This is a genomic window from Altererythrobacter epoxidivorans (assembly GCF_001281485.1).
Classification (GTDB): Bacteria; Pseudomonadota; Alphaproteobacteria; order Sphingomonadales; family Sphingomonadaceae; genus Erythrobacter; species Erythrobacter epoxidivorans.
Genome location: NZ_CP012669.1, coordinates 1,270,033 through 1,291,407 on the forward strand (window position 1 = coordinate 1,270,033; position 21,375 = coordinate 1,291,407).

At 60.1% G+C, this 21,375-nt stretch carries 19 protein-coding genes; 8 read left to right on the forward strand and 11 right to left on the reverse strand.

Features of this window, described 5'->3' with window-relative positions:
• Positions 1-27 precede the first annotated feature (27 nt).
• The 4 genes from AMC99_RS06405 to AMC99_RS06420 all read left to right on the forward strand — a co-directional run bounded on the left by AMC99_RS06405 (position 28) and on the right by AMC99_RS06420 (position 4,516).
• Positions 28-1,743 carry a lytic transglycosylase domain-containing protein gene (locus AMC99_RS06405; RefSeq protein ID WP_232301523.1) on the forward strand — a complete coding sequence of 572 codons (1,716 nt, stop codon included), beginning with the start codon at positions 28-30 and terminating at the stop codon, positions 1,741-1,743.
• Positions 1,727-2,266 (forward strand): molybdenum cofactor biosynthesis protein B, encoded by a 540-nt coding sequence (gene moaB / locus AMC99_RS06410; RefSeq protein WP_061924342.1) that lies wholly within the window; start codon positions 1,727-1,729, stop codon positions 2,264-2,266. Before AMC99_RS06405 ends, moaB begins: the two co-directional genes overlap by 17 nt.
• 89 nt (positions 2,267-2,355) lie before the next feature.
• Positions 2,356-3,444 carry a PA0069 family radical SAM protein gene (locus AMC99_RS06415; protein WP_061924345.1) on the forward strand — a complete coding sequence of 363 codons (1,089 nt, stop codon included), beginning with the start codon at positions 2,356-2,358 and terminating at the stop codon, positions 3,442-3,444.
• Positions 3,445-3,532: 88 nt separating this feature from the next.
• Positions 3,533-4,516, forward strand: coding sequence for a phosphatase PAP2 family protein (locus tag AMC99_RS06420; RefSeq protein WP_061924346.1), 984 nt, complete (start codon positions 3,533-3,535; stop codon positions 4,514-4,516).
• On the opposite strand, the gene AMC99_RS06425 is transcribed toward AMC99_RS06420, so the two are convergent.
• Together AMC99_RS06425 and AMC99_RS06430 are read right to left on the reverse strand one after the other, a co-directional pair.
• Positions 4,517-4,951, reverse strand: coding sequence for a DUF1330 domain-containing protein (locus AMC99_RS06425; RefSeq protein ID WP_083440106.1), 435 nt, complete (start codon positions 4,949-4,951; stop codon positions 4,517-4,519).
• 3 nt (positions 4,952-4,954) lie between these two features.
• Entirely contained in the window at positions 4,955-6,553 is a 1,599-nt protein-coding gene (locus AMC99_RS06430; protein ID WP_157058358.1) for a long-chain fatty acid--CoA ligase, read from the reverse strand.
• Positions 6,554-6,632: 79 nt separating this feature from the next.
• On the opposite strand from AMC99_RS06430, the gene AMC99_RS06435 reads away from it, so the two are divergent.
• Positions 6,633-6,977, forward strand: coding sequence for a hypothetical protein (locus AMC99_RS06435; protein ID WP_061924349.1), 345 nt, complete (start codon positions 6,633-6,635; stop codon positions 6,975-6,977).
• On the opposite strand, the gene dnaE is transcribed toward AMC99_RS06435, so the two are convergent.
• The 6 genes from dnaE to AMC99_RS06465 all read right to left on the reverse strand — a co-directional run bounded on the left by dnaE (position 6,960) and on the right by AMC99_RS06465 (position 14,631).
• The gene (dnaE, locus tag AMC99_RS06440) at positions 6,960-10,448 is read right to left on the reverse strand and encodes a DNA polymerase III subunit alpha (protein WP_061924352.1); all 3,489 of its coding nucleotides are present in this window, start codon (positions 10,446-10,448) and stop codon (positions 6,960-6,962) included. The two genes, AMC99_RS06435 and dnaE, sit on opposite strands and share 18 nt — an antisense overlap.
• Positions 10,449-10,521: 73 nt before the next feature.
• Complete coding sequence (locus AMC99_RS06445) at positions 10,522-11,682, reverse strand: DUF418 domain-containing protein (protein ID WP_198143584.1); 1,161 nt, start codon at positions 11,680-11,682, stop codon at positions 10,522-10,524.
• Between the two features lie 171 nt (positions 11,683-11,853).
• Positions 11,854-12,333, reverse strand: coding sequence for a glutathione peroxidase (locus AMC99_RS06450; protein ID WP_061924357.1), 480 nt, complete (start codon positions 12,331-12,333; stop codon positions 11,854-11,856).
• A gap of 64 nt (positions 12,334-12,397) precedes the next feature.
• Positions 12,398-12,676: a hypothetical protein gene (locus tag AMC99_RS06455; RefSeq protein ID WP_061927786.1), complete on the reverse strand. Its 279-nt coding sequence runs from the start codon at positions 12,674-12,676 to the stop codon at positions 12,398-12,400.
• 46 nt (positions 12,677-12,722) lie between these two features.
• A complete protein-coding gene (locus AMC99_RS06460; protein WP_061924360.1) occupies positions 12,723-13,397 on the reverse strand; it encodes an ABC transporter ATP-binding protein in 675 nt (224 codons plus the stop codon).
• Entirely contained in the window at positions 13,390-14,631 is a 1,242-nt protein-coding gene (locus AMC99_RS06465) for a lipoprotein-releasing ABC transporter permease subunit (RefSeq protein WP_061927788.1), read from the reverse strand. Before AMC99_RS06465 ends, AMC99_RS06460 begins: the two co-directional genes overlap by 8 nt.
• A 194-nt stretch (positions 14,632-14,825) precedes the next feature.
• Between AMC99_RS06465 and purF the strand changes: the two genes are divergently transcribed.
• The 3 genes from purF to AMC99_RS06480 all read left to right on the forward strand — a co-directional run bounded on the left by purF (position 14,826) and on the right by AMC99_RS06480 (position 17,500).
• Positions 14,826-16,298, forward strand: a complete 1,473-nt coding sequence (gene purF, locus AMC99_RS06470; RefSeq protein ID WP_061924363.1) for an amidophosphoribosyltransferase — start codon at positions 14,826-14,828, stop codon at positions 16,296-16,298.
• Positions 16,298-17,014, forward strand: a complete 717-nt coding sequence (locus AMC99_RS06475) for an SDR family NAD(P)-dependent oxidoreductase (RefSeq protein ID WP_061924366.1) — start codon at positions 16,298-16,300, stop codon at positions 17,012-17,014. The genes purF and AMC99_RS06475 overlap by 1 nt, the downstream gene beginning before the upstream one ends.
• Before the next feature lie 141 nt (positions 17,015-17,155).
• Positions 17,156-17,500 carry a PilZ domain-containing protein gene (locus tag AMC99_RS06480; RefSeq protein WP_061924369.1) on the forward strand — a complete coding sequence of 115 codons (345 nt, stop codon included), beginning with the start codon at positions 17,156-17,158 and terminating at the stop codon, positions 17,498-17,500.
• Positions 17,501-17,521: 21 nt separating this feature from the next.
• Here the strand turns inward: AMC99_RS06480 and AMC99_RS06485 are convergent, their stop codons facing one another.
• Genes AMC99_RS06485 through AMC99_RS06495 form a run of 3 tightly spaced genes read right to left on the reverse strand, consistent with a single transcriptional unit; the run spans position 17,522 to position 21,374 of the window.
• The gene (locus AMC99_RS06485) at positions 17,522-18,706 is read right to left on the reverse strand and encodes a serine hydrolase domain-containing protein (protein WP_061924372.1); all 1,185 of its coding nucleotides are present in this window, start codon (positions 18,704-18,706) and stop codon (positions 17,522-17,524) included.
• A 2-nt stretch (positions 18,707-18,708) separates the two neighbouring features.
• Positions 18,709-19,950 carry an SAM-dependent methyltransferase gene (locus tag AMC99_RS06490; protein WP_061924376.1) on the reverse strand — a complete coding sequence of 414 codons (1,242 nt, stop codon included), beginning with the start codon at positions 19,948-19,950 and terminating at the stop codon, positions 18,709-18,711.
• Between the two features lie 41 nt (positions 19,951-19,991).
• On the reverse strand, positions 19,992-21,374 hold the full coding sequence (locus AMC99_RS06495) for a cryptochrome/photolyase family protein (RefSeq protein WP_061924379.1): 1,383 nt from the start codon (positions 21,372-21,374) through the stop codon (positions 19,992-19,994).
• Between the last annotated feature and the right edge of the window lies 1 nt (position 21,375).

The following is a 21,375-nucleotide window of genomic DNA, read 5'->3' on the forward strand; positions in this document are numbered from 1 at the left end:
TCAATCCTGCTTGCTGCTGGCGTGGCGATGCCTGCCACTTCGTTTGCGCAATCGAACACCACGGCAGAATATTTCAAGGCACGGATCAGCCAGACCGCGGTTCCCGCGGTGCTGAGCGAAGCGGATCGTCGCTTTTACTCTGAGGTTTTCCGCGCGATCGAGCGGCAGGATTGGGAGAAGGTCGACAGCCTGTTTCTAGAGCGTCCAACCGGACCGCTGCACCAGGTCGCGAAAGCGGAATACTACACCGACGCGAACAGCCCCAAGGTTTCGGCAGAACAGGTAGCCGCATGGTTCGATGAGGGCACGTTACTCCCGCAAGCAGAGCAACTTGGCAGGCTGGGGGCAAAACGCGGCCTTGAAAACATCCCGCCGCTGCCCACGGAAAGAAGCTTCAAACGCCAGCCTTATTCATCGAAGCGGATTCTTCCCCGGACGGTCGAAGATGGCACGATGCCGTCGTCTGTCCGGACCCAAATCCTCGACCATATCAAGAATGACGATCCCGACGGCGCACGGCTGTTGCTGGACGGTATCGACGCAAGTCTAAGCCCCGAAGCGAGAGCCGAATGGCGCCAGCGCGTTGCATGGAGCTATTACATCGAGAACCAGGACGCGGCATCGCTGGCGATGGCGCAGAGGGTTGGTGAAGGTAGCGGCGACTGGGTTGCCGAGGGCGATTGGGTTGCCGGCCTTGCCGCGTGGCGCCTGGGTGACTGCAATATTGCCGCCGATTCCTTCGCCAGGTCAGCCGCAGGCGCCAGGAACCCGGAATTGAGATCCGCAGGGCATTTCTGGGCGGGGCGCGCCTTCACCCGTTGCCGCCGTCCCGCCGATGCGGACAGGCATCTGAAAGCTGCCGCGCAATTCGATGAAACGCTTTACGGCATGCTTGCCTACGAACAGCTCGGAATCGACCTGCCGACAGAAATGGCATCGGCCGATTTCTCGCAAGACGATTGGCAAAAGCTTCGCGACGAACCCAACGTTCGGGTTGCGGTTGCGCTAAACGAGATCGGGCGATCAGGTCTGGCGGACGAAGTCCTGCGTCACCAGGCACGGATAGGCGATCCGAACGAGTATGACGCGCTGTCACGGCTCGCACGCGAGCTCGGCATGCCGCAGACCCAGCTCTGGATGGCGCACAACGCGCCCTATGGGGCGAAAGCGGAACCTGCGCTGCGTTATCCGACGGCAAAATGGATACCGAGCGACGGGTGGAAAGTTGATCCCGCCCTCGCCTTCGCACACGCCCTTCAGGAATCGAATTTCCAGACGCGGGCTGTCAGCCCCGCGAACGCGCGCGGCCTGATGCAGATCACTCCGATCACGGTCCGCCAACATGCCGGGCGGCTCGACATGAACGCGAGCTACGTCAATTTGAACGACCCGCAGGTCAATCTGGCGTTCGGCCAGCGTAATCTCGAGATGCTGCGCGATAATCCGGGCACGCAGGGCCTCCTGCCGAAAATTATGGCAGCCTATAACGCCGGCCTCACACCGGTTACGCGCTGGAACAATGAGGTTCGCGACCAGGGCGATCCGCTTCTCTATATGGAATCGATCCCCTACTGGGAGACGCGCGGATACGTCGCGATCGTCATGCGCAACTACTGGATGTACGAACGACAGGCTGGCGCCAAATCGCCGAGCAGGCAAGCTCTTGCGCAGGGGATCTGGCCGCTGTTTCCAGACCTGAACGGAAAACGGGTAGCAGGCGGGTCCGATGTCAATCGACCCTGATCGCGTTTTCAAACCGATCAATATTGCTGTCCTGACGATTTCGGACACTCGAACCGCCGAGAACGACACCTCGGGCGACATCCTGGCTGACCGGATCAAGGATTCTGGTCATGTCCTTACAGCGCGCGTTATCGAGAAAGACGACGCGGCAGTAATTGCAGATCGCCTGACTTCTTGGATTGCCGATCCGCAGATCGATGCGATCGTATCGACTGGTGGCACCGGACTGACGGGGCGCGATGTCACTCCAGAAGCTCTCGATCGGGTAAAGGCGAAACATGATGGCCGGGACATTCCGGGCTTCGGCGAGCTTTTTCGCTGGCTCAGTTACAAGACCATCGGGACCAGCACCATCCAGTCGCGCGCCTGCGCGATTGTAGCCGGCGGCACCTATATCTTCGCCCTGCCCGGTTCCAATGGAGCGGTGAAGGACGGTTGGGACGGCATCCTCGCAGAACAGCTCGACAGTCGGAACCGGCCCTGCAACTTCGTGGAATTGATGCCCCGCCTGAACGAAAAGTAGTTTCGGCCTCCGCTCCCAAGAGCAGATGACGCAAGCAATCACGTGATGTTGTTCTTGTTTCGTTCCGATGATTGGCGTATCCGCGATACATGTCGCAGGCACCAATCCATGGCAGGGGCGCCCAATCGGGTAGCGTCCCGACACGGTTCGGCCTTTCCACAAGAGAGGCCGATGGCGATTGGCGCGACTACATGGAATCGCTCGACGGACCTCCCGTCACGCTCAGGACGACAGTGACCGAGGAACACCCGAAAACGATCCTCAGTTTCAACACGTCACCCGACATATTCTTCGATCGGTCGATCAATGCCTACAGAGGCTGCGAGCACGGCTGCGTCTATTGCTTCGCCCGCCCTACCCACGCCTATCATGACCTGTCGCCCGGTCTCGATTTCGAAACCCGATTGTTCGCGAAGCCGAACGCGGCGAACCTGTTGCGAGAGACGCTGGCCAAGCCGAAATACCGCCCGAAACCGATTGCGATGGGCACGAACACCGATCCCTATCAACCGATTGAACGAACATATCGGATAACGCGCGAGGTTCTGAAGGTTTGCCTCGATGCCCGGCATCCGGTCACGATAACGACCAAGTCGGACCGGATCATCGACGATATCGACCTGCTGGCCGAAATGGCGAAGCACCGGCTCGTCGCGGTCGCAATTTCCGTAACGACGCTCGACCCGAAGCTTTCCTCCATGCTCGAACCACGAGCGGCAGCACCAGCGAAGCGGTTGAAGGCACTGGGACATCTGGTCGAAGCCGGTGTTCCCACCCATTGTTCGATCGCCCCCATCATTCCCGCCCTGACCGACGAGTTCATGGAAGAGATCGTACAGCGCGCCGCTGCCGTGGGCGTCGATAGTGCAGGCTGGATACCGTTGAGGCTGCCTCACGAAGTGGCGCCCTTGTTCCGAGAATGGCTCGACGTCCATTTCCCAGAACGCGCGGGCAAGGTTATGGGCATCGTGCGCTCGATCAGGTCGGGCAAGGACAACGATCCCAACTTCTTCACGCGCCTCAAGCCGAGCGGGGTTTGGGCCGAACTCTTCCGGACCCGGTTTCGCATCGCGTGCAAGCGCGCTGGCTTATCCACCAAATCAACTGGCGCGAAATTCGAACTCGATTGCACACGCTTTCGTCCACCCGAAACAGGAGGACAGTTGCGCCTGTTGTGACGATGATCGGCGCCTAAATCTCAACCGCATGTTTACCAAGACGGCGTAATGCGAGGGGATGGAAAATGGCCACCACGCAGCGCGAACGATGCTCGACGTTAGAGCCTGGATCGCCTGTATTGTTCTGACGCTGGCGCCGGCCTGCTTTGCTGCATGGCATGCAGGTTCGATCGCAGATCTGCTCCCGGCAATGGCCATCATGCCTGCCTGGATGGCGGCCGCCACCATGCTCACGCTCATCGGCGTATATGCGAGCATGGTCCTGAACCGTGTTGCCTGCCCGACGCAAACGCTTGTTCGGATGGCGAAATCCAACTGGCGCCGGATCATGGAAGCGGCATTGCTGGTTGCCCTTGCCGGCATCAACATGATCACATTCATGTGGATCAAGCCCCTGCTCAACAAGCTGGTACCGTTCTGGGCCGATCCCCTTCTTGCGAATGTCGACAAGGCCATTTTTCTCGGCAACGACCCATGGACGCTGCTGTCATGGGCGAATGTGCCTTTCGCCGGCGTTATCTATCACCCGGCGTGGTTCTTCTCGATAGCGATCGCCCTGCTGGTGGCCGCTTTCGCTCCCCCCTCGCCGCGCAGGTCGGCAATCATCGTGACCTACTTCGCGCTCTGGTCCGTCGCAGCGCCGGTGGTGCACAGCCTTTTGCCCGCCGCTGGCCCGATCTTCTTCGAAGCCATGGGATATGGGCACAGGTTCTCCGGAATGGAGCACAATCAGGAAACACTGATCGTCGCCAATTACCTGTGGGATTTTTACCAGAGCGGCAGTTACGGCGCTGGCAATGGCATTTCCGCGATGCCTTCAATGCACGTGACGACCAGCAGCTGGGTCGTCATAGCGGCCTATGCCCTCGACCGCCGCTGGCTGGCACCAGCAATTGCAGCCTGGTGCGTAATTTTCACGCTCTCGATAGCATTGGGCTGGCACTATGCCGTGGACGGCATCGCCGGAGCCGCAATTGCCATTTCGACCTATTTGATGGCGTATCGAATCTTCATTTTCGCCCGCCCGGCCACACCGGCCTGGCAAAGCGATCCTGTACCCGAAGCTGCCTGATCAGAAGCCCTCGCCAGCTTCGCCCGGCCTGAACCGGACCAGCCGACTATCTACAAGCGCGGCCGTGCGATTCACCACCGCCTTCTGATAGTCAGGGTCCTTGATCATTTCGAAAAAAGCGCCGCTGTTTGGATATTCGGCGACGAAACCATCGTCCCAGCGGCGATCTTCCGGCCCCGTCACCATCGTCTGGAAAACGCCGCGCCAGACGATCTTGCCGCCGACACGGCGGAAAATCGGCCCGCTGGTCTTTCCGTATTCCTCATAGGCGCGCTTGCCGGTCCACCCGTTGCCGTGATGCTCGTGCCCGGCGGGATATTGGGCGAGATCACGATATTGCAGCAGGTTGAGCATGTGGATCGGCTCGTCGCGAGACAAATCCTTGAACGCCTGAAAATTGATCGGCGATGGGTCGATGTAATTTATGTCGCCCATGCCTCAGGTCTCCAGCTTATAGTCTGCAAACTGGTCCCGCAGGTCCTTCTTGCTGATCTTGCCAGTCGCGGTGTGCGGGATTTCGTCGATGAATTCGACAGCATCGGGCAGCCACCATTTCGCGACCTTGTCGGTCAGGAATTCGATCACTTCGCCGCTGGTCAGCTCGCTTCCCGGCTTCCTGACGACAAACAGGACGGGGCGCTCATCCCATTTGGGATGGTACATGCCCACTGCCGCCGCCTCGGCAACGTCGGGGTGACCCACGGCTGCATTCTCGAGTTCGACCGAGCTGATCCATTCGCCGCCAGACTTGATCACATCCTTCGTCCGGTCGGTAAGCTGCAAGGTGCCGTCGGGATGGATGATGCCGACGTCGCCGGTATCGAACCAACCTTCGTTGTTCGTCGCATCCTTCTCGGCCTTGAAATAGCGCTTGATGATCCACGGGCCGCGGATCTGGAGGGCACCCGACGTTTCTCCGTCGCGGGGCAATTCGGTCATCATGTCGTCGAGATCGACGGTGCGAAGCTCGACGCCGAAAACCGGTCTCCCTTGCTTCATCGTCATTTCGACCTTTTCCTCGAAGCTGAGCTGATCCCAGTTCCAGGTCGGCCCGCCCACGGTCCCGATCGGGCTGGTTTCAGTCATGCCCCAGGCGTGCTGGACCCTTGTCCCGTTCTTCATCAAACGTTCGATCATGAAGCGCGGCGCAGCAGAGCCGCCGATCGTCGCCGCCTTCAGGGGCGGAAGATCGATGCCTTCCTTGTCGCAATACTGGAAGTGCGCCAGCCAGACCGTCGGCACGCCTGCGCTGTCGGTCACGCCTTCGCGGATCATCAGATCGTGAAGGACCGCCGGATCGTTGACGGCGCTGAAGACGAACTTGATGCCCGCCATACCGCCTGCGTAGGGGAGCCCCCAGCTGGCCGCGTGGAACATCGGCACCACCGGCAACATTACCGACGACGCGCTAAAATTGAAAGATGAAGGCTGCAATCCCGCCAGGGCATGCAGGACAGTCGAGCGGTGCTCGTACTGCACGCCTTTGGGATTGCCCGTCGTACCGCTGGTATAGCAGATCATGCAGGGGTCGGTTTCGGCCCCGCTGACCCATTCGAAATCGCCATCCTGTTCGCCAATCCAGTCTTCGAAAGACTGGGAATATTCGCCGGAGTCGTAGCAGATATAATGTTCGACAGTGGTCCAGCGCGATTTCATCCGGTCGACGATCGGCTGGAAAGCCACATCGTAGAGCATGACACGGTCTTCGGCATGGTTGACGATATATTCGAGCTGATCGTCGAACAGGCGTGGATTGACCGTGTGGAGCACGCCGCCCATCCCTGCGACACCGTACCAGCTCACCAAATGGCGCGAATGGTTCATCGCCAGGCTAGCAACGCGGTCGCCTTTCTTGATACCTAGCGCCTGGAGGGCCTGCGCCATTTTCAATGCGTCGCGGCGAACCCCTGCCCAATCGGTCCGGGTTTCGCTTCCGTCCGCCCATCGCGTGACGATTTCACGCGTGCCGGCTTCGCGAGCAGCGTGATCGACCACATGGGTGACACGCATGGTCCAGTCCTGCATGGCTCCAAGCATCAAATTCCTCTCCGTGTTGTTACTTGCCCCCTTCATGCCGAGGCTTGCCGCGCTTTGCAATCGGGGGCAGAGGCCGGAAATGATCCTATTTCATCAGGCCAAGGACGTACTCGTCGAATTGACCGACCTCAGCAAGGATGCACTGCACCTTCACGTGTCGGTGCTGATTTTCCTGGGCAGCTGCGTGGTTTTCGGCTGGCGCGCATCGACTTGGAAACCATGGCTGCTCGTCCTTGCCTTCGCGTTGCTGGGGGAAGTCTGGGACATCCAGTATTCGATTGCCGATGACGATCCCTTGAAACCCGTCGGCAACCTCAAGGACATCGTCAACACCATGTTCGTGCCGAGCCTGCTGATGCTTCTCGCTCGCTACACCGATACGTTTGTCAGGAAACCTGAGCCGCAGTCAGGCGACGAGACGTAGGCTCGCCTTCGACCGCAAGGGCTGGAGCATCACCTTATCCAATCCCTGCACCGCCGAGATCCTTTCGGCGAGGTCGCCATCGAGCGTGAAATTTCGGCCTAGCCGCACGTAAACATCGCGCCCGCCGCCGAGCACCAGCCTCGCCACTACCTCACTTTCACCGCCGCCTTCTGTTCCCAGCTGCAGCTTCAGTTCGGTCAACGCTTCCGGTGTCAGTACGTCGAGGGTGAGGATCATCCGCGTCGCGCCTTTCACCTCGTCGAGAGGGCGTGCGCCCCGCACCGTGACACGAGGCGGGTCATTCGGATTGGGCGCGTCGAGCTCGACCGTCAGCAACAGGCATGTGCCATCGGAAGCCCACCGTTCGAATTGAGGCACCAGGCTTTCCTCGAAACACGCAGCCGAAAACTGCCCGGACGAATCTGAGAAATCCGCGCGGATGAAGTCGGCACCGCGTTTCGTCCGCCCCTTGCTGTAACCTTCGACCATGGCGGCCATGACGGCAGACGAGCGACCACCTGGAGGCGCCCCTGCCTCGATCAGGCTCTGATAAGTGCGCGCGCCGTTCGCCGATGCAATCGGCCAATGTTGCTGAACGGGATGGGCCGAGAAATAGAACCCGAAATTCTCGCGTTCCTTGGCCATCCGTTCCGCTCGGGTCCACGGTTCCACTTCCTTCAGGCGCAGGCTGTCCTCCACCTCGCCCTCGCCGCCGAACAGCCCGGCCTGCCCGCTTGATCTCTCGCGCTCTGCAGCATCTGCCACAGCCAGCAGCATGTCAGCATTGGAGAACACTTTCGCACGGTCCGGCTCAAGCCCGTCGAGAGCCCCAGCGGCGGCAAGGCCCTCAAGCTGGCGGGAGTTCATCGCCCCCTTCGGCATCCGTTCGAACAGATCCTGGAGGCTGGTATAAGGTCCGCTTCCCTCACGTTCGGCAACGATGGCCTCCATCGCTTTCTCGCCGACATTGCGGATACCTGCGAGTGCGTAACGTACGGCATATCCATGATCGGTCTGTTCGACGGTGAAGCGCGCTTCCGAATGATTGACGTCAGGCGGCAGGACTTCGACCCCGCCATTGCCGTTGGGATACCGGCGCGCATCGTCGACGAACACGGCAAGCTTTTCCGACTGATGCATGTCGAAACACATCGAAGCGGCGTAGAATTCCTCGGGATAATGCGCTTTCAGCCAGGCGGTCTGGTACGCGAGCAAGGCATAGGCGGCGGCGTGCGACTTGTTGAAGCCGTAGCCTGCGAACTTGTCGATCAAGTCGAACAGTTCATTCGCCTTCTTGGCGTCGATATTCGAGACTTCCTTGCAGCCATCGGTGAAGCGCTGGCGCTGAGCGTCCATTTCCGCCTGCACCTTCTTGCCCATCGCGCGGCGGAGCAAGTCGGCATCGCCGAGCGAATAGCCGGCCAGGATCTGCGCGGCCTGCATGACCTGTTCCTGGTAGACGAAAATGCCGTAGGTTTCGGCGAGAATGCCTTCGAGCTTTTCGTGCGGATACTCGATCGGCACCTCGCCCGCCTTTCGCTTCCCGAACAGCGGGATATTGTCCATCGGACCCGGGCGATAGAGCGAAACGAGTGCAATGATGTCGCCGAAATTGGTCGGTTTAACCGCGGTCAGCGTGCGGCGCATACCTTCCGATTCCAGCTGGAAAACGCCGACCGTGTTGCCCGACTGCATGAGGTCGTAAACCGCCGTGTCATCGAGCGGAAGCTGCGAAAGATCGAGGTCGATGCCGCGCTTTTCCAGCAAGGCCACTGCCTTGCGCAGGACCGACAGGGTCTTGAGCCCGAGAAAGTCGAATTTGACGAGGCCGCTGCTTTCGACATTCTTCATGTCGTACTGCGTGACCGGCATGTCCGACCGTGGATCGCGATAGAGCGGGACCAGCTGTGCCAGCGGACGGTCGCCGATCACGACACCGGCGGCATGGGTAGAGCTGTTGCGCGGCAGCCCTTCCAGTTCCATCGCGAGGTCGATCAGACGTTTGACCTCGTTGTCATTGTCGTATTCGCGCTTGAAATCCGCCGCCCCGTTCAGTGCCCGTGGAAGCGTCCACGGATCAGTGGGATGGTTGGGCACCATCTTGCACAGGCGATCGACATGGCCGTAGCTCATTTGAAGGATGCGGCCACAATCGCGCAGCACGGCACGGGCCTTCATCTTGCCGAACGTGATGATCTGCGCGACGTGATCGTGCCCATATTTGCGCTGCACATAGCGGATGACTTCACCGCGCCGCGTTTCGCAAAAGTCGATATCGAAGTCGGGCATCGACACGCGTTCCGGGTTGAGGAATCGTTCGAACAGCAGACCGAGCTTTATCGGGTCGAGATCGGTAATGGTGAGTGCCCATGCGACCAGCGAGCCAGCACCCGAGCCACGACCCGGACCCACCGGGATATCGTTGTCTTTCGCCCATTTGATGAAGTCGGCAACGATCAGGAAATAGCCCGGGAAGCCCATCTTCACGATGATATCGACCTCGTAGTCGAGCCGGTCGAAATATTTCTTGCGCTCTTCGGCGCTCATCTCGCCATAAGGTTCGAGCCGCGCCTCCAGACCCTTGCGAGCGTCTTCGGCGAGCATCCGGGCCTCACCTTCGAGATCGCCGGCGAGGCTTGGCAGGATCGGCTTGCGATAGGGCGGCGCATAGGCGCAGCGCTGCGCGATGACCACGCTATTGGCGGTGGCTTCAGGAAGGTCCTCGAACGCTTCCTCCATCATCTTCGCCGTCTTGACGAAGGCCTGACGATTGGTCCTGACGCGATCCTCTGCCTCGATATGCGTCGAATTCGCGATGCACAGCATGGCGTCGTGCGCCTTGAACATGTGCGGTTCGGAAAAGTTTGCCGGATTGGTCGCGACCAGTGGCAGGTCGCGCGCATAGGCGAGGTCTATCAGGGCCTGTTCGGCACGAGATGCAACCTCGTCACCATTACGGGCGAGCTCGACATAGAGCCGGTCGCGGAAAAGAGCCTGCAGCCGGTCGCAGAGGATTTCAGCGTGCCCCGCCTGGCCTTCCGCCAGCAAGCGGGTGAGTGCGCCCTCGCCAGCACCGGTCAGCGCGATCAGCCCGTCCGTATGTCCGTCTAGATCGGCAAGCTGGACATGCGGTTCATATTCGAGCGGCCTGTCCAGATGTGCCTTCGACACCAGATGACACAGATTGTCGTAACCGGCCTCGTCCTGCGCGTAGAGCGGCAGGTAATCGACCTGCTTGCCTTCTTCGTCGCGGGCGACACCCAGCAGAGTGCCGATGATCGGCTGAATGCCTTCTACCTTGCACGCATTGGCGAACATAACCGCCCCGTACAATCCGTTGCGGTCGCAGATCGCAATGGCGGGAAACCCCCGTTCCTTTGCCAGCTTGGCGATACCCTTCGGGTCGATCGCCCCTTCGAGCATCGAATAGGAAGATAGAACACGCAGCGGGACGAAAGGAGCGAATGCCATCGTCGCAATATGCGTATTTTGCGCCTCGTGGCCAAGGGCGGCAGGGGCTTTGCTCTGGAAAAAACTGTGGGCTTCAGCCTGTCGCGCGACGCCTTATTACCGGCATGGAGCCGCCATAGGTCAGCCATCGCCAAAGCCATTCCATCGGACCGAAGCGAAACCGGGCAAGCCACCAGTGGCTGAACACCGACTGGAACGCAAAGAAGGCAATAATAATGCCGACCACAGCCAACGTTCCCAGCTTGCCACCAAGCGCAAGGCCAGGCCCGACTCCAAAAAGGACAAAAGCATAGGCAAGGCCTTGCATCAGGTAGTTTGTCAGCGCCATCTGCCCGACGGGGCGAAGTGGCGCGAGAAGCTTCCTGCCGGTCGGGGTGTGCCAACCGGTCGCCACCATGCAGGCATATCCCGCCGCGAGCAGCAGCGCGCTGGGCGACTTGAGGAGTTCTGCGGCGGTTTCGCCCGTCCCGCCAAGAAGCTGTTCAGGCCATTCGGCCAGCGCCACCACCACGAATGCCAGCGCGAGGCCGAACGCGAGTGTCAGATTGCGAATTTTCCGCAGGACGGGGAGGTGTGAAGGAATGTCGTCGAGCACACCGCTGCGCCCTATGGCCGCACCCAACATGAACCGCCCTCCAGCATATGCAATCCAGAAGAAGAACATGCCGCCCGCAAACCATTCGACCCAAGTATAACGCCAAAACAGTTCGACAAGCTGGCCATAGTCGCCTGCAAGACTGGCCTTTTGGCGCTCGATAACCGCGGCATCGCTGTAGGGATTCCAATCCATCAAGGTGATCCCGGCTGCATCGGCAAGAACATTCATGACCGAACTAGAAAGCATTGCCAGGATGAAGCCGACGGCCACCAGAGTCCTCGTCCGCCATCCGCGAACCGCCAGCAGCAAAAAACCAGCGACCGCATAGAGATTGAGAATATCCCACACCCACAGCAGCGTCATGTTCAGAACACCGAACGCGAGCAGCCACAGCAACCTGCGCGAATAGCGTCTAGCGAAGCCGGGCTTGTCGCCATTGCGCGAAATTTGGATGTAGAAACCCAAGCCGAACAATGTTGCAAACAATGTGTTGGCTTTGTTCGTCGCCAGCCATTCAACCATGAAATCGGTCACGTGGTCGACCTGCGCCGTCGGAAGCGCGCCGAGTTGTGCGTCAGTCGCCATGAGGCCGCCCCCGGCGAAACCGACGAAGTTGACCAGCAAAACGCCGAACAACGCAAACCCCCGCAAGGCGTCGAGTTCGTCGATACGCTCCGACTGCGCAATTGGCGCTGTCAGGGCGTTGCCCCCATGGTCCATATATTGCACCTTCCCCAAAAGGCGGTGCGACCTTTTCCCGCTGCGTGATGGCTGCCACCAAAATCGGCAGCCGTCACGCGAAATTCATCACAGGAGCTTTTCGATATCCTTCGCGATGCTGGCAGGCTTGTCGGTCGAGCCGTAGCGTTTCACGACGTTGCCCCCGCGGTCGATCAGGAACTTGGTGAAGTTCCACTTGATCGCGGTAGTGCCCATGATGCCCTTGGCCTCGCCCTTCATCCAGTCGAACAGCGGCGAGGCATCGGGCCCGTTGACGTCCACCTTCTCCATTAGCGGGAAGGTGACGCCGAAATTGACCTTGCAGAATTCCTGGATTTCGTCGGCATTTCCCGGTTCCTGCGCGCCGAACTGGTTGCACGGGAAGCCGAGCACTTCGAAGCCCTGGTCCTTGTATTTCTGGTAGAGCTCTTCCAGCCCGTCATACTGCGGGGTGAAGCCGCATTTGCTGGCCGTATTCACAACAAGCAGGACCTTCCCCTGCTTGCTGGAAAGGTCGAGTTCCTCACCCCTGTTGGTGGTAACGGTGAAGTCGGAAATCGTCGTCATGGCTGTCCCCTCAAGGCCAAAGCTGGATCAATAAGCCGGTTCGAAAGGCTTTTACCAGCCAGCTTCACGAACCCGGAAAATCCGGATGGTTGGCAAGCGCCTCTATCTCCGCCGCGGAAAACTTGCGATCGCCGGCTTTCTGTATCGCGTATTTCTTCCGATCGGCTTCCGGGAGAAGCATTACGTGCCGCACGAGTTCGGCAAGCGTGCCGTGACGAAGTGCCTTCGCTCCGTCGAACAGTCCCTGTCCATCATCCGCCTCGTGCAAGGCGGCGCGGTCGTCCCAATCGATGCCTTCGCGAAAAGTGTCTTCGGCTTTGTAAGTGCTTGGATGGTCGGTCATCATATCCTCCTGATCCACCCAACGAATGACTGCCGGATTGGGTCCGTCAGTCCAGCCTGCCGTCATGAAGGCGCACCACCCGATCCATTTTCGCAGCGAGCCGTTCGTTATGCGTCGCGACGAGGGCTGCGCTGCCTTCGCCCCGGACCAGGTCGAGGAACTGGGCAAGGACACGATCCGACGTATGCTCATCAAGGTTGCCTGTCGGTTCGTCAGCGAGAACGAGGTTCGGACGGTTCGCCAGTGCGCGTGCCACGGCGACGCGCTGCTGCTCGCCGCCGGAGAGCTGGCTCGGGCGATGATCGAGCCGGTGGCCAAGGCCGAGCGAGGTCAGCAATTCGTCCGCCCGAACGTCAGCCTGCTGGCGGGAAACACCTGCGACCATTTGTGGCATGACCACATTTTCGCGCGCGTTGAAATCGGGCAGCAAGTGGTGGAACTGGTACACGAAGCCGAGGTTCTCGCGCCGCAGCCTGGTGCGTTCGTCGGACACCATCTTCGATGCCTCTTCCCCGGCAATGGCGATCGAGCCCGTAAAACCGCCTTCGAGCAATCCGACCGCCTGAAGCAGCGTAGACTTGCCCGAACCGGAAGGGCCGAGCAACGCGACGATTTCTCCGGGCATGATGTCGAGATCGACACCGCGCAACACCTCGATGGTCACATCGCCCTGGTGGAAAGAGCGCTTCAGGCCGCGCAGGGATACGACGGGATTACTCATAACGCAGGACCTGCACAGGATCGGTGCTCGCCGCCTTGAATGCCGGATAGAGCGTTGCAAGGAAGCTCATGACGAGAGCCAGCGCGACGATGCCCATCACTTCGACAGGATCTGTGCGCGACGGCAGGGTCGAAAGGAAGCGGATCGAAGGATCCCAGAGTTCGATACCCAGAAGCCACTGGATGCCCTCGACGATGCCTTGCCGGAAATAGAGTACGACGAAGCCAAGGATCAGACCGGCAACCGTCCCGATGGCACCGACCGTGAAGCCGGTGGTCACGAAAATCTTCAGCAGGCTACGCCGGGTCGCGCCCATCGTGCGCATGATCGCGATGTCGCGGGTCTTGGCACGAACCAGCATGACGAGGCTCGACAGGATATTGAACGCTGCAACCACAACCATGAAGCTCAGCGCGAAGAACATGGCCACCCGTTCGACCTGCAATGCTTCGAACAGGGTCGCATTGATTGTTTTCCAGTCGGCGACGACGGCTTGGCCAGCCAGGTCCTGTTCGACCGGGGCCAGAATCTCGCTGACATTGTCGGGATCGTCGACCTTCACCTCGATCATGCCAACCGTATTGCCGGTCAGCAGCAGGGTCTGCGCATCCTGCATGGGCATGACGACGAAGGCCTTGTCATAGTCATAGACACCGATCTCGAAGATCGCTGCGACCTCGTAGCCGATCTGGCGCGGAACCGTGCCGAAGGGGGTCGATCGGCCCTGCGGATTGATGATCGTGATCGTGTCGCCCACACGCGCACCGATGTTCTGTGCGAGGCGCGAACCTATCGCCACCCTGCCTTCGCCGGGTCGCAGATCGCCAATGTTCCCGAAAACGACCTTTTCGCCCAGCTCGGTAATGTCTTCTGCGGTATTGCCGCGCACCAGGATCGCCTCGACCCGGCCGTTGAAAGTCGTCAGCAGGGGCTGCTCGATCAGCGGGGACGCATCAACCACGCCGGGCGTCTTGCGCACTTTCTCGAGCACATCCTCCCAATTGTCGAGCCGCCCGCCATAGGCCTGCACGATCGCATGGCCGTTCAGGCCGACAATCTTGTCGAGAAGCTCGGCCCGAAAACCGTTCATCACGCTCATCACGATGACGAGCATGGCGACCGACAACATGACGACGCCGACGCTGATGCCGGCAACGAGTGCGATAAACGCTTCCCCCTTGCCCGGCAGGAGGTAGCGTTTGGCGATCATCCATTCGAAAGGTGACAGGATCAAAACGTGGTGCTTCTTGCAATGGGGCCCTGAACCGGCGCTGTAAGGACGCAAGGTTGAGGGCGCAATGCGAAATGCCACGCCACCTGTGATGACGAAAACCTTGCGACCATGCATGCTCTCCCCTTGTAATCGAGTCGTAACATCGCCATTGGGTCCGGCGAGCTAACGGCGCGGCGCAACGGACATTTCCGGCTATGAATTGCACTCATCCCTTCCTCGACCTGGACGGCGACAAGCTGCGCGAAGAGTGCGGAATTTTCGGCGCCATCAACGCATCCGACGCATCGGCTGCGACTGCACTCGGCCTCCATGCCCTGCAACATCGCGGGCAGGAAGCAGCGGGCATTACGAGCTTCGACGGTACGGAATTCTACTCACGGCGAGGCCTCGGCCACGTGGCGGAAAATTTTTCGAGCTCCGACGCGATCGCCGAACTGCCCGGTTACATGGCTGCAGGACATGTGCGCTATTCGACGACCGGTGGGTCGGGCCTGCGCAACGTGCAACCGCTTTACGCCGACCTTGCGAGCGGCGGTTTTGCAGTCGCGCATAATGGCAATATCTCGAACGCCCAGACGCTTCGCCGCGATCTCGTGCGACGGGGCGCGATCTTCCAGTCGACCTCCGATACGGAAGTCATCATCCACCTTGTGGCGACGAGCCGCTATCCCACCATAATCGACCGCCTGACGGACGCCCTGCGCATGGTCGAAGGTGCCTACGCGCTCATCGTGATGACGCCGGAAGGGATGATCGGCTGCCGCGATCCGCTCGGCATTCGCCCTCTCGTAATGGGCCGCATGGGCGATGCGATCGTCTTTGCCAGCGAAACCGTCGCTTTCGACGTTGTCGGCGCAGAATTCATCCGCGAAATCGAACCTGGCGAACTGGTTCGCGTCGATTTCGACGGCCAGATCGAATCGCTTCATCCCTTCGGGAAGCATCGCGCCCGGCCGTGCATTTTCGAGCACGTCTATTTCAGCCGCCCCGATTCCTTTTTCGCGGGCCAGTCGGTTTATGCCGCCCGCAAGGCGATTGGTGAGCAGCTTGCCATCGAAAGCCCGGTAGAGGCCGACCTGGTCGTTCCGGTTCCGGATAGCGGCGTGCCTGCAGCGATCGGCTTCGCACAGCAATCGGGCGTGCCTTTCGAACTTGGCATCATCCGCTCGCACTATGTCGGTCGCACCTTCATCCAACCTTCCGACGGCATCCGACATTCGAGCGTGAAGCGTAAGCACAATGCCAATCGCGACCTAGTGGCGGGCAAGCGTATCGTCCTGATCGACGATTCGATCGTGCGCGGCACGACATCGATGAAAATCGTCGACATGATGCGCGAGGCAGGTGCGAGCGAAGTCCACTTCCGCGTGGCAAGTCCGCCGACCGCGCATAGCTGTTTCTACGGCGTCGACACTCCGGAGCGTGCGAAGCTGCTTGCAGCACAGATGGACGTCGAGCCGATGCGCCAGTTCATCAAGGCAGACAGCCTCGCCTTCGTTTCGATCGACGGTCTCTATCGTGCTGTCGGATCGGAACATCGTGACAAGTCCTGTCCGCAATTCTGCGATGCCTGCTTCACCGGCGACTATCCGACGCCGCTGACCGATCTAAAGGCGACTGAAGCAGCCGCCGCCCAACTGACATTTCCAGACCACAAGGCAGCGTAATGGCTGATCAAAAACCGCTCGCCGGGAGACTGGCGCTCGTCACCGGTGCAAGCCGCGGCATCGGCGCTGCTACGGCAAAAGCTTTTGCGGCCGCCGGAGCCCATGTCGTCCTGACGGCACGCGATGTCAAAGCGCTCGAAGCGGTCGAAGACGCCATTCACGACGCTGGCGGGACCTCGACCATCGCGCCGCTCGACCTGATGGAGGCAGACTCGGTTGCCCGGCTCGCAACGGCTATTCGTGGACGTTGGGACGCGCTTGATTACCTCGTGATCGCAGCAGCTTACCTGCCACAGTTGACACCAGTCACGCAGATCGATCCGAAGCAGTTCAGCCAGGCGATGACGATCAATACACTCGCTACCCAGGCGCTTCTCGCGAATTTCGATCCCATGCTGAAGCGAGCCGATGCCGCCCGCGTCGTCGGACTGACCAGCAGCGTCGGTGCCACCCCGCGGGCTTACTGGGCTGCCTATGGTTCTACCAAGGCTGCTTTCGACAACATCCTCGAATCCTATGCCCGGGAGGTCGAGAAACTGGGCAACATCAGGGTCGCGATAGTCGATCCCGGCGCAACGCGCACCGCCATGCGGGCCCGTGCCTATCCCGGGGAAGACCCGCAGACGGTAAAAGCGCCCGAAACGGTTGGCGATCGCATCGTCGCGCTGGTCCAAGAAGATTTTCCGACTGGGCACCGCGAGAGGATCGACGGCTAGATCCTTAAATCGCCGGTAACCAAGCGGCGTAACCTGCTGGCAACTCTGACCGAGCAATCTGCCTAAACCATCGTCAAAGACCCCGCGCACAGGCGCGCGAAGGCTTGGCGAGCGGGCGTTGCATTCAGAAGGTTCAGTGCCATGCAGACGACTGACGAGCGTTACAAGATCGCAGCACAGGAAGATCGCTGTGCTCCGCGCACGAAACTGACGATCCCGTCGACGCTCCGCGCCTCAGGCGGCCGTGCCTTCCAGAGCGTGGTCCACGACCTCTCCATCTCGGGCTTTTCTGCCGCTTCGATCAACCGGATGCACGAAGGTCAGGTTTGCTGGCTCACACTTCCCGGCCTCGAATCGCTGCAAGCCCAGGTCGTGTGGTGGGACAACTGCATCGTCGGCTGCGCGTTCACGGAACTGCTCAGCCCGATCGTGCACGACAACATCATCCAGCGTTATAGCAACACCGGAATGTATCGCGCGATCTGACGCGCTTTAAATTGCCAAAGGTTAATCGGCTGAGGCGATCTTCCCGACGACATTGCGCCATGCCCCGCGATAATCGTTGCTGGTTGCTGTCGGCCAATTGCTGACAACCGCGACGACCAGCTTCTCGCTGGGGACAATCGTTATCGACTGGCCGAAGATGCCCTGTGCACCGAAGTTTTCGCCCGGGTAAGTCCACCACTGGTATCCGTAACCAAACCCATTGCCGAGATCGACGATCGGGCTCCCTGCCTTGGCGAACCAGCCTTCCGGCACAACGCCTTCGCCACCTTCGAGGACGAACTGGCCCATGCGGGTATAGTCGGACAAGGTGATGGACAGACAGCACCCGCCGACATTTCCGCCGCGGGGATCGGTCATCCAGAACAGGTCGCCTTCGAAACCGGCCGGGTTCACGATCTTGTTCTTCGCATATGTTGCCAGCGGCAGGCCGACCGCATTTTCGACGATCATGCCAAGCAGGTTGGTTTCACCGGTCTTGTAGACCCACTTCGTGCCCGGCTCTGCTTCGCGCTTCACCGTTTTCATCTGCGCCACGATTGCGCCAGGTCCGTACTCGTTGATGTAGTACTGCATCCGGGCAACGTCGCTCTCAGGATCGGTATAATCCTCGTTCCACGCGACACCCGACGTCATCGTTGCGACCTGCTCGACAGTGACCCCGTCATAGGCCGAACCCGCAAGTTCGGGGATATAATCTGTCACGGGATCGCCGAGATCGGCGATGAAACCGTCCCGCACAGCGGCACCGAGAAGCGTCGAAGTGAAGCTCTTCGCGACAGAGAAGCTGGTCCAGCGATCATCCGCGCCCATGCCGTCGCCATAATTCTCGTAACGCTTCTTCCCGTCCTGCAAGACCATTACGCCGACGGCGTCAGTGCGTTTCATCAGGCCTGCAATCTCCTCCTGCAATGCGGCAGGAAGCGGCGCACCATCCGGCAGCGCGCGCGGATTGGCCGACGCCGGGACTTCAAGACCCGCGAACCAGCCCTCCATATTGCGGAAACGGGCGCTGCGCTGTTCGTCGTTCCAGAACAGCACCTGCAATTCTGAAGGGTCGCGCACCGGCGGCGTGACCGTAGTTACCTGGTTTGCCGCCAGCGGCGTAGTGGGTACGTCGGTGGCAGCACCCATGGTGCAGCCGCTCAACGCCAGCGTCATCGCCAGCAGCATTGCCTTGGTCCGCATTCTTATTCTCCCTTCACCAGTGTCACCTGGTGCACATCGGTGGAGCCTCCGCGGAAGCCCCCTTCGCAATAATCGAGATAATAGCGCCACAGGTCGCAGAAGCGCTGGTCGAAGCCTTCAGGCAGCCGATCCTCTGCAACCGCCGCATCGAAATTCACCCGCCATTGGTGGAGAGTGTCAGCATAATCGAGCCCGAAATCGACCTGGTCCTGCCATTGCAAGCCGCGCTGCTCTGCCAGGTCGCGAAATTCGCTCGTGCGGATCAGCAATCCGCCTGGAAAAATGTAGGCCTGGATGAAGTCGGCGCTTGCCGCATAGGCGTCGAACAATTCGTCACGCATCGATATATACTGGATAGCGGCCCGCCCGCCCGGCTTCAGGTTACGGGCGATACAATCCATGAAGGTCGGCCAGTACTCGCGGCCGAGCGCCTCGACCATTTCTACACTTACGATGGCGTCAAACTGGCCTTGTGTGTCGCGGTAGTCCTGTTTGCGGAAATCGATCGACTTGTCCTGATGATCCCGCGCCCAAGCCAGCTGTTCATCGGACAGGCTGATCGCTGTCACCCGGTTGCCGCGCGCGGAGATGTCATTCGCGAGCGAGCCCCAACCGCATCCGATTTCCAGCACGGACTCCGCGTCGCCAATCCGCTCGGCAAGCGCAGCCCACTTGCCGCGTTGTCCCTCTGCCAAATCCTTCGACGCGCCGAACAACGCCGATGAATAGGTCATCGAGGGATCGAGCCATGGGTGGTAGAAATCGTTGCCGAGATCGTAATGCGCCTGGATGTTGCGCAGCGAACCGCTCTTGCTGTTGCGGTTGAACATATGGGCAAATCGCGCCGCCCAGCGAAACGGTCCGCTCGCCCTGCCCGTGTTACCGAGCGAAAGCGCATTGTCCGAAAAGATGGCGAAAACCGGCACGAGGTCGGGGCTTTCCCATTCGCCCGCTTCCCATGCCTGATACCATCCGATTGATCCGCTGGTGGTCAGACGAAGGAGCCCGCGCCAATCCTTCAGATGGACTTCCGCTTCGAAACCGGGAGCCTTGCCGCCAAGCAAGCGCGTCGTTCCATCGGGCAGGTGCCCGAGGATCGAACCGCGCTCAAGCCCGGCATCGATCAGGTCGAGAATTTTCTGGAATCCGGGAGACATGGTCCTTGCCAGCAATCCGGGAGTCGCCGCGAAGCGCTCTCCACCGCTGAGCAGTTCCTTACCTCTGTCTAACCCCTGTGCCGTCATGGCGACAGCATATAGCCGCGCCACCCGCGCGGGCAACCATGTCAGGACTTGCTTTCACGATAAGCGGTCAGCGCACGCTCTCGGGCCTCCTTGTGACCGATAATCTTGACCGGATAATCGCCGCGCTTGCTGTCGGCGGGATCATGGATTTCGTCATCGGACAGCTTGGCCAGCTCGGGAACGTATTCCCGGATATAGCCCGCCGCGTCGAATTTTTCCGACTGGCTCAGCGGAGCCATGATCCGGCTGAACATGTTCGAATCGACACCGGTGCCGGACACCCACTGCCAGTTCACTCCGTTCGATCCGTAATCGGCATCGACCAGGCAATCCCAGAACCAGCGCTCGCCGTGGCGCCAGTCGATCAGCAGGTGCTTGATAAGGAAACTGGCGGTGATCATCCGCACGCGATTGTGCATCCAGCCGGTTTGCCACAATTGGCGCATGCCGGCATCGACGATGGGATAACCCGTCATCCCTTTCTGCCAGCATTCCATATCCTGCTGGATCAGGTGGCCCGCATTGGGGTTCCGCCAGAGAGTACGTTCATCGTAATCGCGATAGCTTTCCTTGGGATAGTCCGGAAATTGGCAGATCACGTTCTGGGCGTAATCGCGCCAGATCAGTTCCTTCTCGAAGGTCTTCCATCCCTGGCTTCGCTTGTCCTTGAAGCGATGCCAGATCTGAACGGGCGAGATTTCGCCCCAATGGAGATGCGGCGACAACTGCGAGGATTTGTCGACGCTGGGAAGGTTACGCCCCTCATCATAATCCTCGACATGGTCATCCCACCAATCGAGCCTTTCGAAAGCGGCCGCCTCGCCCACTTCCCAGAAGTCGCGCATGCCCCCTGCCCAATCGGGCTTGGTCGGGAGGAGGTTCCACTCCTCCAGTTTGTCGCTCGCCGGCCATTCATCAGGCGAAGAAATCGTCTCAGGCTCGGGTAGTTCATCTCGGGGGGGCATCTGCTCGAGAGTGGACTTCGAAAACGGCGTGTAGATCTTGTACGGATCGCCGGAGCCGGTGGTGATGTGGCCCGGCGGAAAGAGGTAATTCCCGTCGTAGAGCTGAAGGTCGAGCTGTTTCGCCAGCTTGCCCTGTGCCTTGCGCCACCAGGGCTCGTAGTGACGATTGGCGTGCACAGTCTCCGCACCCACGGCATTGGCAACCTTGGCCAGTTCCTCCACCGCATCGCCGCGCCGCAGGATTATCCGCGAATTGCGCGCGCCGAAGCTTTTCGACAGGCTTTCGAGCGAGTGATGCAACCACCAGCGCGATGCGCCGCCATAGGCGTGATCTCCTGCCGCTTCGTCATCAAGGACATAGACCGCGACCACCGGCCCCTGCTGGGCGGCGTGATAGAGCGCGGGATTGTCTGCCATGCGCAGGTCGCGCCGCAGCCATACGATTTGTGGAGATGCCATG